The organism is Massilia solisilvae, assembly GCF_024753215.1.
In the GTDB taxonomy this organism is placed as follows: domain Bacteria; phylum Pseudomonadota; class Gammaproteobacteria; order Burkholderiales; family Burkholderiaceae_D; genus Telluria; species Telluria solisilvae.
On record NZ_JANUGV010000001.1, the window covers coordinates 828059 to 843451 of the forward strand.

The 15393-nt window shown below is 63.8% G+C and carries 14 protein-coding genes; 7 read left to right on the forward strand and 7 right to left on the reverse strand.

Going from position 1 to position 15393, the window contains the following annotated elements; genetic code table 11:
* Positions 1–34 precede the first annotated feature (34 nt).
* The 7 genes from NX773_RS03640 to NX773_RS03670 all read right to left on the reverse strand — a co-directional run bounded on the left by NX773_RS03640 (position 35) and on the right by NX773_RS03670 (position 8723).
* Positions 35–1288 carry a DUF2863 family protein gene (locus tag NX773_RS03640; protein WP_258855006.1) on the reverse strand — a complete coding sequence of 418 codons (1254 nt, stop codon included), beginning with the start codon at positions 1286–1288 and terminating at the stop codon, positions 35–37.
* A gap of 178 nt (positions 1289–1466) precedes the next feature.
* Entirely contained in the window at positions 1467–2339 is an 873-nt protein-coding gene (locus NX773_RS03645) for a hypothetical protein (RefSeq protein ID WP_258855007.1), read from the reverse strand.
* Between the two features lie 11 nt (positions 2340–2350).
* The gene (locus NX773_RS03650) at positions 2351–3199 is read right to left on the reverse strand and encodes an OmpA family protein (RefSeq protein ID WP_258855008.1); all 849 of its coding nucleotides are present in this window, start codon (positions 3197–3199) and stop codon (positions 2351–2353) included.
* Between the two features lie 184 nt (positions 3200–3383).
* On the reverse strand, positions 3384–6092 hold the full coding sequence (gene acnA / locus NX773_RS03655) for an aconitate hydratase AcnA (RefSeq protein ID WP_258855009.1): 2709 nt from the start codon (positions 6090–6092) through the stop codon (positions 3384–3386).
* A gap of 61 nt (positions 6093–6153) precedes the next feature.
* On the reverse strand, positions 6154–6642 hold the full coding sequence (locus NX773_RS03660) for a hypothetical protein (protein WP_258855010.1): 489 nt from the start codon (positions 6640–6642) through the stop codon (positions 6154–6156).
* Positions 6642–7631, reverse strand: a complete 990-nt coding sequence (locus tag NX773_RS03665; RefSeq protein WP_258855011.1) for an HpcH/HpaI aldolase/citrate lyase family protein — start codon at positions 7629–7631, stop codon at positions 6642–6644. Before NX773_RS03665 ends, NX773_RS03660 begins: the two co-directional genes overlap by 1 nt.
* A 102-nt stretch (positions 7632–7733) precedes the next feature.
* Positions 7734–8723: a malate dehydrogenase gene (locus NX773_RS03670; protein WP_258820936.1), complete on the reverse strand. Its 990-nt coding sequence runs from the start codon at positions 8721–8723 to the stop codon at positions 7734–7736.
* 254 nt (positions 8724–8977) lie between these two features.
* On the opposite strand from NX773_RS03670, the gene NX773_RS03675 reads away from it, so the two are divergent.
* The 7 genes from NX773_RS03675 to gltA all read left to right on the forward strand — a co-directional run bounded on the left by NX773_RS03675 (position 8978) and on the right by gltA (position 15133).
* Entirely contained in the window at positions 8978–9742 is a 765-nt protein-coding gene (locus tag NX773_RS03675) for a GntR family transcriptional regulator (protein ID WP_258855012.1), read from the forward strand.
* Positions 9743–9949: 207 nt separating this feature from the next.
* Positions 9950–10375, forward strand: a complete 426-nt coding sequence (gene sdhC / locus NX773_RS03680) for a succinate dehydrogenase, cytochrome b556 subunit (protein WP_258855013.1) — start codon at positions 9950–9952, stop codon at positions 10373–10375.
* A complete protein-coding gene (gene sdhD, locus NX773_RS03685) occupies positions 10375–10740 on the forward strand; it encodes a succinate dehydrogenase, hydrophobic membrane anchor protein (protein ID WP_258820933.1) in 366 nt (121 codons plus the stop codon). The genes sdhC and sdhD overlap by 1 nt, the downstream gene beginning before the upstream one ends.
* A gap of 2 nt (positions 10741–10742) precedes the next feature.
* Positions 10743–12521 carry a succinate dehydrogenase flavoprotein subunit gene (gene sdhA, locus NX773_RS03690; RefSeq protein ID WP_258855014.1) on the forward strand — a complete coding sequence of 593 codons (1779 nt, stop codon included), beginning with the start codon at positions 10743–10745 and terminating at the stop codon, positions 12519–12521.
* Between the two features lie 51 nt (positions 12522–12572).
* On the forward strand, positions 12573–13283 hold the full coding sequence (locus NX773_RS03695; RefSeq protein WP_258855015.1) for a succinate dehydrogenase iron-sulfur subunit: 711 nt from the start codon (positions 12573–12575) through the stop codon (positions 13281–13283).
* 235 nt (positions 13284–13518) lie between these two features.
* Positions 13519–13785, forward strand: a complete 267-nt coding sequence (locus NX773_RS03700) for an FAD assembly factor SdhE (protein WP_258855016.1) — start codon at positions 13519–13521, stop codon at positions 13783–13785.
* Between the two features lie 46 nt (positions 13786–13831).
* On the forward strand, positions 13832–15133 hold the full coding sequence (gene gltA / locus NX773_RS03705) for a citrate synthase (protein WP_258855017.1): 1302 nt from the start codon (positions 13832–13834) through the stop codon (positions 15131–15133).
* Positions 15134–15393 lie beyond the last annotated feature (260 nt).

A 15393-nucleotide genomic window follows, 5' to 3' on the forward strand; every position in this document is an offset into this window, starting at 1 on the left:
CCCGCTGGACAGCGGGCCCTTTGATGCGCAAAGCTCAGTGGAAGTGTTCGGTGCCGGACGGCGTGTCTTCCGGCATCTCGGCATGCACCAGCTCGCCCGTGGGATCGGCGAACAGCGGCGCGCCGCAGTCGTCGCAGTACTCGGCCACGTAGCGCTCGCTGATGCGCTTGATGTGCGCGATGCCGGCCGCGTTCAGGTGCGCCACGATCTCGTTGATCGGCGTGACCGGGGCCGGACCGGCGACCGCCGGGCCTTCCATCGGCGTGCCTTCCTCGTCTTCCTGGCCGTACAGCGGCCATACGATGCCATACACCACGTCCGGCGACTGGCGCAGCGTGAAGCCGACCCGGTACTCGTCGATCTGGCCGTCGGTCGCTTCTTCGCCGAAGCCGGCGATCACGGCGCGCAAATCCGACGCTTCCACGCCCAGGGTATAGGTCAGGTAATGCACGGCGGCGCGGATCGACACCGGGCGGATCAGCTTGTCCGCCTCGCGGCAGGCCACGTAGTAGGCCTCGGGCAGCAGCAGTTCGATGCCGCAGCCGGGCAGCAGGCGCGCCACGTTCGGCGTGGCCTGCGCGCGCCACTGCTCCAGTGCGTTCGCGCGCTCGGCCATGAAATTGATGTGGTGCTGCGGCTCCTGCCAGCGGAAGATCGGCGCGCCCTGCGGCGCCACGATCACGGCCAGCAGGTAGCGCGTATCGGCCAGGAACGGCGCGGTATCCGGTGCGCGCACCGCCGGCTTGACGCTCGAACCCTTGTGCGCGGCCTGGGCCAGCTTGTGGGTCATCGCGTAGGTCTCGGCATGGGTACGCGGCAACTGGTCGATCGCGTACAGCGTCGGCGCCATCGCGATGCGCGTGCCTTCAGCCAGCAGGTGGGCCGAGAAGTGCGCGGTCAGCGTGCCCAGCAGGTCTGACGGAATCGCGCCGGAGGCGATCGAAAAGCGGGTCCAGGCCAGAATGGGCGCGGCCACCAGCAGGGCCTGCCAGGCCACTTCCTTGCCGTCCTGCTGTTCGACCATGAACGAGGACTCGCTGACCGCCTCGACGCCATCCATCAGCACGTCGTAGGCCGCCAGGTCATCCTTGAACAGGACGTTGAGCGCGGCGTCGATGCTTTCCTGGTGGTTGGTCTTGAGCAGCTTTTGCAGGTGCGTGTCCAGCTGCTGCTCCCAGGTCCGTTCCTCGACGCGGCTGGCGGCCTGCACGATGGCCTGGGCAATGCTGGAAATACGCTGGCTCTCTGCCGACAGTTTTTGGGATGAATCTTTCGCGGGGCGACGCATGGCGCTGGAAAAGTCTCTTCTAGGTAGTGATTGGTGGATATCCTCGGGCCGATGATAAACCCGTAGCCCTCTATTGTAGTTGATTCGGCCACATGCCATGAACACAACGGTTGCTGGCACCCTTGCGCGGCGCCGAGCGGGGGAGGGGAAAGGCGGCGCGGGCGCGCCGCCGGGCCGGCTAACGTGGCTCGACGCTCCACTTGACCGTGGTCACGCCGCGCTCGCCGCGATAGGACGCCGTGCCGGAGGGACGGCCGCCCTGGAACGGCAGGCCGCGCAGGATGAGCGAGCCCTTGGCGGGGGCGAATTCGGCGTTGGCGTTGCCGTCGAAATCGAGCCCTTCGATCAGGTAGTAGCCGCGTTCCTTCTTGTCCGAGCGCGCCACTTCGAATGGGAAGAAGGCCAGCTGGACCTGGTTGCGCTTGCGGTCCACCGTCATGATGTGCAGGCAGGTCCGCATGCCCGAGCCGTCGGTGGCGCCGCTCGGCAAGCGCGTGACCGCGGCTGGCTTGCCAGCGTCCAGCAGGCGGCCCTCGATGGTGCCGCAGGCGTCGGTGTTGTCGGCCACTGCGCGCCAGGACTGGTAGCGGTCCTTGTTGGCGGGATCGGGTTGCCGCACGCCGATCCGCATCGCCGTATCCGCCTGCGCCATCGAGGCGGCGAAGGCCTGTTGCCCGGCCTGGCACTCGGCACTGTCGCGGTCACGGTCGCAGGCGCGCGCCACCGCATCCATGTCGAGCTTGTCCAGCCGGGTCCGGGCAGCAGCCAGCGCCTTCTCGCGCTGTGCTCCGGCGGCGCTGTAGCTGGCGGCAGCGTCGTATTCCGGGTCCTCGCCGTCGTAGCTGGCATCCGATTCCATGCGTAGCGCCATGGTGACCGTGCGATGGATCGGCCTGCCGTCCTCCTTGCCGGCCAGGTTGAATTCGACGCGCAGGGTTGCTTTCTGGCCTGCTGGCAGCGGCGCCCTGTCCGCTGCCAGCGCGGACAAGCCGGCGCTGGCGAGGGAGCAGAGCAGCAGGGCTGCCGCGGTCCGCTTCGTGATCGGAGTCATCGATGCGGCAGTCAGAACTTGACCAGTTCCACGCGGCGGTTCTGGGCGCGGCCGTCGTCCTTGCGGTTGTCGCCCACCGGCTCGGTATCGCCCTTGCCGTCGGCCTTCAGGCGCTTGGCGTCGATGCCGCCGGCCACCAGGGCGCGCACCACGCTGGCCGCGCGCTGTTTGGACAACTCCAGGTTGGCCTTCTTGTCGCCCACGTTGTCGGTGTGGCCGACCACGGACAGCTTGAGCGAGGCATCCTTCTTGAGCAGCGCCACGACTTCGTTCACCAGTGCCTGCGATTCCGGCTTGATGCTTGCCTTGCCGGTATCAAACAGGATGCCGTTCAGGGCGATGAAGCCGTCTTTCTTGATCGCCTCGGCCATCTGGTCGGCCGAGAACTCGACCTTCTGCTCCATTGCCGCGGTGTCGATGATGGTGAGCTGGTAGCGCTCGCCGTCGTTGTCGATGTGCATCAGCATCCAGCGCTCTCCGCCGCCCGAGAGCGGCTGGCGATAGGTAGCCTCGTCGCCGTCCGGGCCATGATAGACCAGGCTGCCGCCGTTTTTCCTGAACGCGTTTTCGTAGTTCTTCTTCAGTTCCACGATGCTGGGATGACGCTTGCCTTCCTTGATGATGTAGTCCACGAACCAGTACTTGCCGCCCTTGTTTTCCTGACCGGCCTTCACCGGGAAGGCGACCTCGTTGTAGTCGTTGCGCTTGCTGTTATCGATGTAGAAGTTGGGGAAGCGCACGATTTCCGGATGCTCTTCGGTGCCTTCCAGGTCGGCGGGGACCTTGCCGCCGGCGGCCAGCGCGCAGTTGGCGGCCAGGGTGAGCAGCAGAAAGGCCAGCAGTTTGGTCCACGGTTTCATGTTCGGTCTCTTTCCTGTCAGTGGCAGCAGGGCGCCGCCGATGTGCATACTTGTGCAACAGACAAGTCTAGCAAGCGGGACCGTCCAGGGCATCCCCCACGGGTGGGGGCAGTGGGGCGAAAAAAAAGCGCCGGACGAATCCGGCGCTCCTTGTGCAGCCCGCCGAGGCGGGCGCAGCGGTCGATTACGCGACCAGCAGCTGGCGCAGCACGAACGGCAGGATGCCGCCATGCTTGTAGTAGTCCACTTCGATCGGGGTGTCGATGCGCAGCAGGACCTTCGCTTCGGTGGCCTCGCCGTTGGCACGGTGGATCACCAGGGTGGCCAGCTGTTGCGGCTTGATCTCGCCTTCCAGGCCCTTCAGGTCATAGGTCTCGTTGCCGGTGATGCCCAGCGACTCGACGCTGTCGTTGCCGATGAACTGCAGCGGCAGCACGCCCATGCCCACCAGGTTGGAACGGTGGATGCGCTCGAACGAACGGGCGATCACGGCCTTCACGCCCAGCAGCTGGGTGCCCTTGGCTGCCCAGTCGCGCGACGAGCCGGTGCCGTACTCTTCGCCACCGAAGATCATGGTCGGCACGCCGTCGGCGATGTACTTCATCGCGGCGTCGTAGATCGACAGCTGCTCGCCGGTCGGCTGGTGGATGGTGATGCCGCCTTCGACTGCGGAACCGTCGGCCTTCGGCGGGATCATCTTGTTCTTGATACGCACGTTGGCGAAGGTGCCGCGCATCATGATCTCGTGGTTACCGCGGCGCGAGCCGTAGGAGTTGAAGTCGGCCTTCTGCACGCCGTGCTCCTTGAGCCACTTGCCTGCCGGACCGTCTTCCTTGATAGAACCTGCCGGCGAGATGTGGTCGGTGGTGATCGAGTCGCCAAACACGCCCAGTGCGCGCGCGCCACTGATGCCGGCAGCTGCGGCTTTCGGGGTCATCTCGAAGTCGGCGAAGAACGGCGGCTCGGCGATGTAGGTCGACTCCGGCCAGTTGTACACTTGGCCTGCCACCGACGACACGTTCTCCCACAGCTTGCCCGGGTTGTTCTTCACGTCGGCGTAGTTCTTGCGATAGGTATCGGCGTCCAGTGCCAGGCGCATCAGCGCGCCGACTTCTTGCGACGACGGCCAGATGTCGCCCAGGTACACGTCCACGCCATTCTGGTCCTTGCCGATCGGCTCGGACATCAGGTCGCGGGTCATGTTGCCGGCGATCGCGTAGGCGACGACCAGCGGCGGCGAGGCCAGGAAGTTCGAACGGATGTTCGGGTGGATACGTGCTTCGAAGTTGCGGTTGCCCGACAGGACGGCCGCGGCCACGATGTCGTTTTCGGTGATGCAGGCGTTCAGTTCCGGGGTCAGGTCGCCGGCGTTACCGATGCAGGTGGTGCAGCCGTAGGCGGCCAGCTCGAAGCCGAGCTTGGACAGGTACTGCATCAGGCCGGCTTTTTCCAGGTAGTCGGTCACCACGCGCGAGCCCGGGGCCAGCGAGGTCTTGATGTGCGGAGCGATGGTCAGGCCTTTTTCGACCGCCTTCTTGGCCACCAGACCGGCAGCCAGCAGCACGCTCGGGTTCGAGGTGTTGGTGCACGAGGTGATCGCGGCGATCAGCACGTCGCCGTTCTTCACGCGCACGCCATTGCTGGTCTCGTACACCTTGGACAGGTCGTCGGCGCTCTTGTTGAAGCCGTTTTCCTTGGTCGGCTTGGAGAACAGCTCGGTAAAGGTGTTCTTCACGTGGCCCAGTTCGATACGGTCCTGCGGGCGCTTCGGGCCGGCCAGCGACGGGGTGACGGTCGCCAGGTCCAGTTCCAGCACGCGGGTGTAGTCGATCTGGCCTTCAGCCGGGATGCCGAACAGCTGCTGTGCCTTGAAGTAGTTTTCGAACGCGGCCAGTTCCTCTTCGGTACGGCCGGTGCCGCGGAAGTAGTCGACGGTGGCTTCGTCGACCGGGAAGAAGCCCATGGTCGCGCCGTATTCCGGTGCCATGTTGGCGATGGTCGCGCGGTCGGTCAGCGACAGCGAGCGGGTGCCTTCGCCGAAGAACTCGACGAACTTGCCCACGACTTTTTCTTTACGCAGCATTTCGGTGATGGTCAGCACCAGGTCGGTCGCGGTGCAGCCTTCGCGCAGCTTGCCTTTCAGGTTCACGCCGATCACGTCCGGGGTCAGGAAGTACACCGGCTGGCCCAGCATGCCGGCTTCCGCCTCGATGCCGCCCACGCCCCAGCCGACCACGCCCACGCCGTTGATCATGGTGGTGTGCGAGTCGGTACCCACCAGGGTGTCCGGGTAGTACAGCGAGCCGTTCTTCATCACGCCGCGTGCCAGGTACTCCAGGTTAACCTGGTGCACGATACCGAAGCCCGGCGGCACCACGCCGAAGGTGTCGAATGCCTGCATGCCCCACTTCATGAACTGGTAGCGCTCGTTGTTGCGCTGGAATTCCAGTTTCATGTTCAGGTCCAGCGCCTTCGGCTCGCGGAAGTGGTCGATGGTGACCGAGTGGTCCACCACCAGGTCCACCGGCACCAGCGGCTCGATCTTCTTCGGATCGGCGCCGGTCTTGGCGGCCACGTTGCGCATGGCGGCCAGGTCGGCCAGCAGCGGCACGCCGGTGAAGTCCTGCAGCACGACGCGGGCGACGACGAACGGAATCTCGTCGGTGCGCTCGGCGGTCGGGGCCCAGTTGGCCAGCTGCTTGACGTGCTCTTCGGTGACCTTCTTGCCGTCGCAGTTACGCAACACGGACTCAAGGACGATACGGATCGACACCGGCAGGCGCGACAGGTTGACGCCCAGGGCCTCGCCCAGCGCCGGCAGCGAGTAGTACTGGCCTTGCTGGCCAGCCGATAGCGGGAATTCCTTGAGCGTATTCAGAGTGTTGCGGGACATGACCTCTCCTTCAGTGGGGTTTTTTTCTTGCTAATCAGTGATGAGTGACGGGGCCGACGGATCAGCCTTGTTTCGCCTCCGGCGACGTTGCGGCCAACGGCTTGGACTGTTCGGCGCTCTTGCACTCGTTGGCCAGCTGGCGGTTCAGCTTGGAGTCGAGCAGGATGCCCTTGGACGGGATGCCGATCCAGATGATGCCGGACACGGGATTTTCGAACCGCTGCGCGCCGGTGGTGGTGGCGATGCGGTTCATGCGGTGCAGCCGGTGTTTCCAGCGCAGCGCCATGTGGTCCGTGTCCTTCTCATTCGTGTAAATGGTGATCTTGTTACCGAGCTCGCAGTTGTAATCGGTGGTGACGGTGTCGGTGATGTCCGGTTCCGGATTGTTCTTGTCGTCGAACACGTCCTTGGCCGGCTCGGCCTTTTTCGCCATGTGCTTGTGCATCTTGGCGTGGTGCGTCTCGGGCGTGGCCTGCGCGACGGGCGCAAGGCTGGCGGCCGCCAGCAGGGCGAGGCAGGCGGCGAGGGTGTGTTTCAGTCGGGTGGCCATTAGATCGATTCCTTGTGGTTGAGGATTGCCGCCGCGGCCTCCGGCAGCGCCAGGCCTGCCAGCTTCGCGCGCTGCAACACCGTCCAATAATATCGGTAGCTGGCGCGGTCGTGCAAGCGGCCATGCTGGGCGATGGGGCCCCAGTTTGCCGCGATGGCGTCCAGGATGATGTTGGTCGCTTCATTCACCTCCGACAGCCGTGGCGTGAACGCCTTGATGATCGGCTTGATCTGGTCCGGATGAATGCTCCACATGCGCGTGAAACCGAATTCGCCGGCAGCGCGCTGGGCGTCGTTGGCGACCACCGCGCTGTCCTTGATCTCGGTGGTGACATTATGCGAGGCGACCTTGCCATGCGCATGAGCTGCCGCAACCATCTCCAGCTTTGCGCGCACCACCAGCGGGTGGGTAAACTGGCCGGGCGTGCGCATGGCGCTGGCGGGAATGGCGCCAAAATGCGCCGAGACGAAATCCATGATGCCGAACGACAGGCACTCGACCTGCGGCAGCGCCGCGATCTGGTAGGCGTCGTGCAGCGCGCCGTGCGTTTCGATCAGCACGTGCACCGGCAGCGCGGGCCGTCCGGCCGCCACGGCGTGGCGGTGGATGATGTCGAGCGCCTGCTGCACGTCGGCCAGCCCGCTCGGCTTGGGCAGCACCACGTAGGCGAGCTTGTGCGCGGCCTGGCCGACGATGGTGGCCACGTCCTGCTCGAAGTGCGGGTGGGTCACATCGTGCAGGCGCGCGCCGATGCGGTTGAAGCGGTTGTCGTCAGAATTGATGAGCGCGGCGACCAGCTGTGCGTGCTCGGCCTCGCGGCCGGCGGCGGCGCCATCCTCGCAGTCGAAGGTGATGTCGAACAGCGGGCCAAGCTCTTGTTGCAGGGCCATCGATTTGCGCATCAGCTTGTCGGAACCTGCGTAATGGTCGCAGGCCGGCAGCAGCAGCGGCTGGCGTTTGCCCTGGAATAAAACCTCGGAAGGATGCATGCTTGTGTTCGGGTATGCGGGAGCCGCCGTGCCGCTGGATGCGGCGGCACGGCGGGTGCGGCGAACGGTTGGCTTGGCCTCCACGAACGCCGCGGATTGCGATTACTTCAGCAGGTGAGCAACGCCGGCGCGCTCTTCTTCCAGCTCGGCCAGGGTCTTGTTGATGCGCTCGCGCGAGAACTCGTCGATCTCCAGGCCCTGGACGATCTTGTACTCGCCGTTCTCGGTGGTGACCGGGAAGCCGAAGATGATGCCTTCAGGGATGCCGTACGAGCCGTCCGACGGCACGCCCATCGTGGTCCACTTGCCGGCGGTGCCCAGCACCCAGTCATGCACGTGGTCGATCGCTGCGTTGGCGGCCGAGGCAGCCGACGAGGCGCCGCGGGCGTCGATGATGGCGGCGCCGCGCTTGCCGACGGTCGGCAGGAACACGTCGCGGTTCCATTCCTGGTCGTTGATCATGTCCTTGACCGACTTGCCGCCGACGGTGGCGAAGCGGTAGTCCGCGTACATGGTCGGCGAGTGGTTGCCCCACACGCACAGTTTTTCGATGTCGCCCACGGCCGTGCCGGTCTTGGCAGCCACTTGCGACAGGGCGCGGTTGTGGTCCAGGCGCAGCATGGCGGTGAAGTTCTTGGCCGGCAGGTTCGGGGCCGACTTCATGGCGATGTAGGCGTTGGTGTTGGCCGGGTTGCCGACCACCAGCACTTTGACGTCGCGCGAAGCCACGGCGTCCAGCGCTTTGCCCTGCACGGTGAAGATCTGGGCGTTCGCTTCCAGCAGGTCCTTGCGCTCCATGCCGGGGCCGCGCGGACGGGCGCCGACCAGCAGGGCCACGTCGGCGTCTTTGAATGCGGTCATCGGGTCGCTGTGCGCGGTCATGCCGGCCAGCAGCGGGAACGCGCAGTCTTCCAGTTCCATCATGACGCCCTTGAGCGCCTTCTGAGCCTTCTCATTGTCGATTTCGAGCAGCTGCAGGATGACCGGCTGGTCCTTGCCCAGCAGGTCGCCATTGGCGATGCGGAACAGCAGCGAATAGCCGATCTGGCCGGCGGCGCCGGTTACCGCGACGCGCTTGGGGGTTTTAGCCATGATGAATCTCCAAAAGTGGGAATGAAAACGGGGCAAGCCGAGGGAGCCTGTTCGGGAAACCGAGATGATACCAAAACAGCATCCGTCAATCGGACAGCGTGCGTGCCGTGCCAGGCACACCGGCGCCCGATTCGTCCGCGAGTGTAGTCCTGTGCTATTCCATCTGTCAATTCATATCATATGTCTTATATAAGACAGATCTCTTGACCCTTTCCACTGGACGGGCAGGGGGTTTTGTGGTGAAATGGTTGTTTATGAACCCAGCATCGTCCAATCCGGGCGGTGACGCCGCACAAGGCGCCTCGCCAACCTTCAGTCCGCTGTACCAGCAGATCAAGGCATTGATCACGCAAAGTCTGCAGTCGGGCGAATGGAAGCCCGGCGAGCTGATGCCCAGCGAAGTCGAACTGGCTGCCCGTTTCAAGGTTAGCCAGGGTACCGTGCGCAAGGCGATCGACGAGCTGTCCGCCGAGAACCTGGTGGTGCGCCGCCAGGGCAAGGGCACCTTTGTCGCCACTCACCACGAAGAGCGCGCCCACTACCGCTTCCTGCGTCTGATGCCCGACGAGGGCGTGCCGCACCATCCCGAGAGCCGCTTCATCGAAGTCAAGCGCATCCGTGCGCCGGCCGAGGTCGCGCGCCTGCTCGAGTTGCGTTCTGGCGACGCGGTGGTCTATATCAAGCGCGTGCAGTCGTTCGACGGGGTGCCGGCGATCCTGGAAGAACTGTGGCTGCCGGGGCAGCTGTTCAAGGGGCTGACGGCGGAACGACTGGTCGAGTACAAGGGGCCGATGTACGGGTTGTTCGAATCGGAATTCGGCACGCGCATGATCCGCGCGAGCGAAAAGATCAAGGCGGTGGCGGCGGACCCGGGCGCGGCCCAGCTGCTCGGCGTGGCCGAGGGCACGCCGCTGTTGTGCGCGGAGCGGGTCTCGTTCACCTACGGGGACAAGGCGGTGGAACTGCGGCGCGGGCTGTACCTGACCGCGCGCCACCACTACCTGAGCGAATTGTCGTAAGGCGGTAACTACGCCGGAGGCAAGCGCCAGGCCAGCCTGCGCCGTTTGCTTCCAGCGATTAAAATGTGTTGTTTATTGGAAAGCGGCAGGGGACGACCCGGTCTTGTCGCAAAAAGCCAGTAGCCGATTCGGTGTGGTTGGTGCAGCCACCGAAAATCGGTAACAATGAAGGGTTCTTTACATTTGTCAGTCTAAGGGAGGTGTTGTATGTCCGAAGCCGTGAGAGAGGTTCCCAAAAAGGAGCGGCCGGAATTCCGTAATGTCAACTTTTCCGACATTACGTCTAACTATCGCATGCCGCCGTCGGCCATGGTTTCGATCCTGCACCGCGTCAGCGGCGCCGGGATGTTCCTGCTGCTGCCGTTCCTGCTCTACCTGCTGCAGGAAAGCCTGCGCTCGGAGATCTCGTTTGCCCACTTCGCGGGCATCGTCGATAACGTCTTCGTGAAGATCATCCTCCTTGGCCTGTCCTGGGCCTACCTGCACCACTTTACCGCCGGCATTCGCCACCTGTTCATGGACAACCACATGGCCCTGGACAAGGACGCCTCGCAGCGCACCGCACGCTGGGTGCTGGTGATCAGCCTGGCGCTGACCGCGCTGGTCGCCCTCAAACTGTTTGGAGTGTTTTAATGGCAAAGAATAACATCGGACCGAAGCGCCTGGTCGTCGGCGCGCACTACGGCGTCAAGGACTGGCTGGCGCAACGCGTCACTGCGATCCTCATGGTGGTCTACACCGTTGTCCTGCTCGGCGCCTTCCTGACTGCACAGAATTTTTCCTACGAAGGCTGGGCGTCCCTGTTCGCCCGCCAGTGGTTCAAGCTGTTCTCGGCCGTGACCTTCCTGGGCCTGTTCTACCACGCCTGGGTTGGCGTGCGTGACATCTGGATGGACTACATCAAGCCGGTCGGCGTGCGCCTGTTCCTGCAACTCGTCACGATCGCATGCCTGGTGGCCTATGCCGTCTGGATGATTCAAATTCTGTGGAGCGTTTAATCGTGGCAGCAATCAAATCTGCAATCCCTACCCGTCACTTTGACGTGATTATCGTTGGCGCCGGCGGTTCCGGCATGCGCGCATCGCTGCAGCTGGCCGAAGCCGGCCTGAACGTGGCGGTGCTGTCGAAAGTGTTCCCGACCCGTTCGCACACCGTGGCTGCCCAGGGCGGCATCGGCGCGTCGCTGGGCAACATGAGCGAGGACGACTGGTACTGGCACATGTTCGACACCGTCAAGGGTGGCGACTACCTGGGCGACCAGGACGCGATCGAGTTCATGTGCCGCGAAGCACCGAAGGTCGTGTACGAGCTGGAACACTTCGGCATGCCGTTCGACCGCAACCCGGACGGCACCATCTACCAGCGCCCGTTCGGCGGCCACACCGCCAACTTCGGCGAAAAGCCGGTGCAGCGCGCCTGCGCCGCGGCTGACCGTACCGGCCACGCCCTGCTGCACACCCTGTATCAACGCAACGTGCGCGCCCGCACCCACTTCTTCGTCGAATGGATGGCGCTGGACCTGATCCGCGACCAGGACGGCGACGTGCTCGGCGTGGTGGCCCTGGAAATGGAAACCGGCGAAGTCATGCAGCTGGAAGCGAAGACCACCATCTTCGCCACCGGCGGCGCCGGCCGCATCTTCGCGGCCTCGACCAACGCCTTCATCAACACCGGCGACGGCATGGGCATGGCGGCGCGCGCCGGCATCCCGCTGCAGGACATGGAGTTCTGGCAGTTCCACCCGACCGGCGTGTCGGGCGCGGGCGTCTTGATCACCGAAGGCGTGCGCGGCGAAGGCGGCATCCTGATCAACAGCAACGGCGAACGCTTCATGGAGCGCTACGCGCCGACCCTGAAAGACCTGGCGCCGCGCGACTTCGTGTCGCGCTCGATGGACCAGGAGATCAAGGAAGGCCGTGGCTGCGGCCCGAACAAGGACCACGTGCTGCTCGACCTGCGCCACATCGGCGCGGACACCATCCGCAAGCGCCTGCCGTCGATTCTCGAAATCGGCCACAAGTTCGCCAACGTCGATGCGACCAAGGAACCGATCCCGGTCGTGCCGACCATCCACTACCAGATGGGCGGTATCCCGACCAACATCCACGGCCAGGTCGTCACGCCTGACGGCAACGGTGGCGAGAAAATCGTCAACGGCCTGTACGCGATCGGCGAATGCTCGTGCGTGTCGGTGCACGGCGCCAATCGCCTGGGCACCAACTCGCTGCTCGACCTGGTGGTGTTCGGCCGTGCCGCCGGCAACCACATCATCGCGCAGAAGCTGGACCAGCAAGAACAGAAGCCGGCGCCGAAGGACGCCGCCGACTTCGCCCTGAACCGCCTGAACCGTATCGAAACCTCGACCGGTGGCGAAAAGGTGCAGGGCGTGGCCAACGACATCCGTGCCTCGATGCAGAAGTACTGCGGCGTGTTCCGTACCCAGGAGCTGCTGGACGCCGGCGCCAAGGAAATCCTCAAGCTGGAAGAGCGCGTCAAGCACATCTCGTTCAAGGACAAGTCGAAGGTCTTCAACACCGCCCGCGTCGAAGCGCTGGAAGTGGAAAACCTGATCGAAACGGCCAAGGCCACCATGATCTCGGCAGCGGCACGCAAGGAATCGCGCGGCGCCCACGCGCACAGCGACTTCCCGACCCGCGACGACGAAAACTGGATGAAGCACACGCTGTTCTTCTCGTCGGGCAACCGCCTCGAGTACAAGCCGGTGCGCACCAAGCCCCTGACGGTCGAGACCTTCAAGCCGAAAGCACGTACTTTCTAAATAGTTTTGCGGCCGGGGCAAGGATCCCGGCCGCCACAAGATAGGTAAAACATGGCACGCACAGTCCAACTCAAGATTTACCGCTACGATCCGGACAAGGATACGAAGCCCTACATGCAAGACGTCACCGTCGAGTGCAAGGACACCGACAAGATGCTGCTGGACGTGCTCCAGCGCATCAAGTCGGACGTCGATGACTCGCTGGCGCTGCGCCGCTCGTGCCGCGAAGGCGTGTGCGGTTCGGACGCGATGAACATCAACGGCAAGAACGGCCTGGCCTGCACCACCAACCTGAACGAGCTGACCCAGCCGATCGTGCTGCGTCCGCTGCCGGGCCTGCCGGTGATCCGCGACCTGATCGTGGACATGACCAACTTCTTCAAGCAGTACCACTCGATCAAGCCGTACCTGATCAACGACTCGATCCCGCCGGAGAAAGAGCGCCTGCAGACCCCGGAAGAGCGCGAAGAGCTCGACGGCCTGTACGAGTGCATCCTGTGCGCCTGCTGCTCGACCTCGTGCCCGTCGTTCTGGTGGAACCCGGACAAGTTCGTCGGCCCGGCCGGTCTGCTGCAGGCGTACCGCTTCATCGCCGACTCGCGCGACGAAGCGACCAACGAGCGCCTGGACAACCTGGAAGACCCGTACCGCCTGTTCCGCTGCCACTCGATCATGAACTGCACGGACGTGTGCCCGAAGGGCCTGAATCCGAACAAGGCGATTGGCAAGATCAAGGAAATGCTGGTACGCCGCGCGATCTAAGCGCGTCGGCTGCACTGCGGCCGGCTGGACGCGTGGGCGGGAGACCCGCCCACCCTACGACAGCCGCAGCAGAGGGTAGGGTGGGCAGCTTGCTGCCCACGCGTTCGGCAGGTAGAAATATCGCCGCGCAGGGCGCAGCACGTTAGCCCGCAGCAAGTAGCAAATACAGTAAAAATACCGTACTGCCCCAAACAGGCAGCCGGAGTATAGTGTTGACCCAACAACGGACTCTAGTGTGAAAACGCATCAATCGGATCCGGCCAATCGCGCGCGCCTGCGCTGGCGCGCCCGCCGGGGCCTGCTCGAGAACGACCTGATCCTCACGCGCTTCCTCGACGCGCACGAGGAAGAAATGACTGACGAGGAGGTCGATGCGCTGACCCGCTTGCTGGACCTGGCAGACAATCCGCTGCTGGACCTGCTCCTGGGGAGAGCCGAGCCCGAAGGCGAAGTCGACCAGCCCCACGTGCGTGCCTTGCTGGCGCGCCTGCGGCAAGCGTAGGAAACCCCCGTTTTTTTAATTGTAGATTTCCCAACAAGGAAGCGCCATGAACATTTCTGAAACCAAAGCCACGTTGTCGTTCTCGGACGGCAGCCAGTCCGTTGACTTCCCAATCTACAAGGGCACCATCGGCCCGGACGTCGTCGATATCCGCAAACTGTACGGCCAGACCGGCAAGTTCACCTATGACCCGGGCTTCATGTCGACCGCATCGTGCCAGTCGGCCATCACCTACATCGATGGCGACAAGGGCGAGCTGCTGTACCGCGGCTACCCGATCGAGCAACTGGCGGTCAATGCCGACTTCCTGGAATCCTGCTACCTGCTGCTGAACGGCGAACTGCCGAACAAGGCAGAAAAAGAAAAGTTCGTGAACACCGTGACCCGTCACACCATGGTGCACGAGCAGATGAACTTCTTCTTCCGCGGCTTCCGTCGCGACGCGCACCCGATGTCGGTGCTGGTCGGCACCGTCGGCGCGCTGGCCTCGTTCTACCACGACTCGCTGGACATCAATGACCCGGCCCAGCGCGAAATCTCGGCAATCCGCCTGATCGCCAAGCTGCCGACCCTGGTTGCGATGGCATACAAGTACTCGGTCGGCCAGCCGTTCGTGTACCCGCGCAACGACCTGTCGTACAGCGCCAACTTCATGCACATGATGTTCAGCAATCCGTGCGAAGAGTACAAGGTCAACGACGTGCTGGTGCGCGCGCTGGACCGCATCCTGATCCTGCACGCCGACCACGAGCAGAACGCATCGACCTCGACCGTCCGTCTGGCCGGTTCGTCGGGCGCCAACCCGTTCGCCTGTATCGCTGCCGGCATCGCTTGCCTGTGGGGCCCGGCACACGGCGGCGCGAATGAAGCTGCCCTGAACATGCTCAAGGAAATCGGCACCCCGGACAAGATCCCTGAGTTCATCGCCAAGGTCAAGGACAAGAACTCGGGCGTGAAGCTGATGGGCTTCGGTCACCGCGTGTACAAGAACTTCGACCCGCGCGCCAAGCTGATGCGCGAAACCTGCCACGAAGTGCTGAACGAACTGGGCCTGCAGAACGACCCGCTGTTCAAGCTGGCGATGGAACTGGAAAAGATCGCGCTGGAAGACGACTACTTCGTGTCGCGCAAGCTGTACCCGAACGTCGACTTCTACTCGGGCATCGTGCAGTCGGCCCTGGGCATCCCGGTCTCGCTGTTCACTGGCATCTTCGCGATGGCACGCACCATCGGCTGGATCGCCCAGTGGAACGAAATGATCGCCGATCCGGAGCAGAAGATTGGCCGTCCGCGCCAGCTGTACGTGGGCGCCGCACGCCGCGACGTGCCGACCATCGACAAGCGTTAATCGGTCTTCGGTCCAACAAAAAAGCGAGCTTCGGCTCGCTTTTTTATTGTCCTCGGCCAAAGCCTCATACGGTTCAGCGAACGGGGGTGTCACATGGATGTCTGGTGTGTTTTCGCCATCGCAAAGCGCCCGGAACATGTCTCGTACGCCCGTCGTCGGCGCTCCCGACTCTTGGTTCAAGAACCCCGATAATGGACAAGAACGCAGGTATGAAGCCGACGGGCGACCCGAGTATGATATCGACTGGAACCACAGTCATG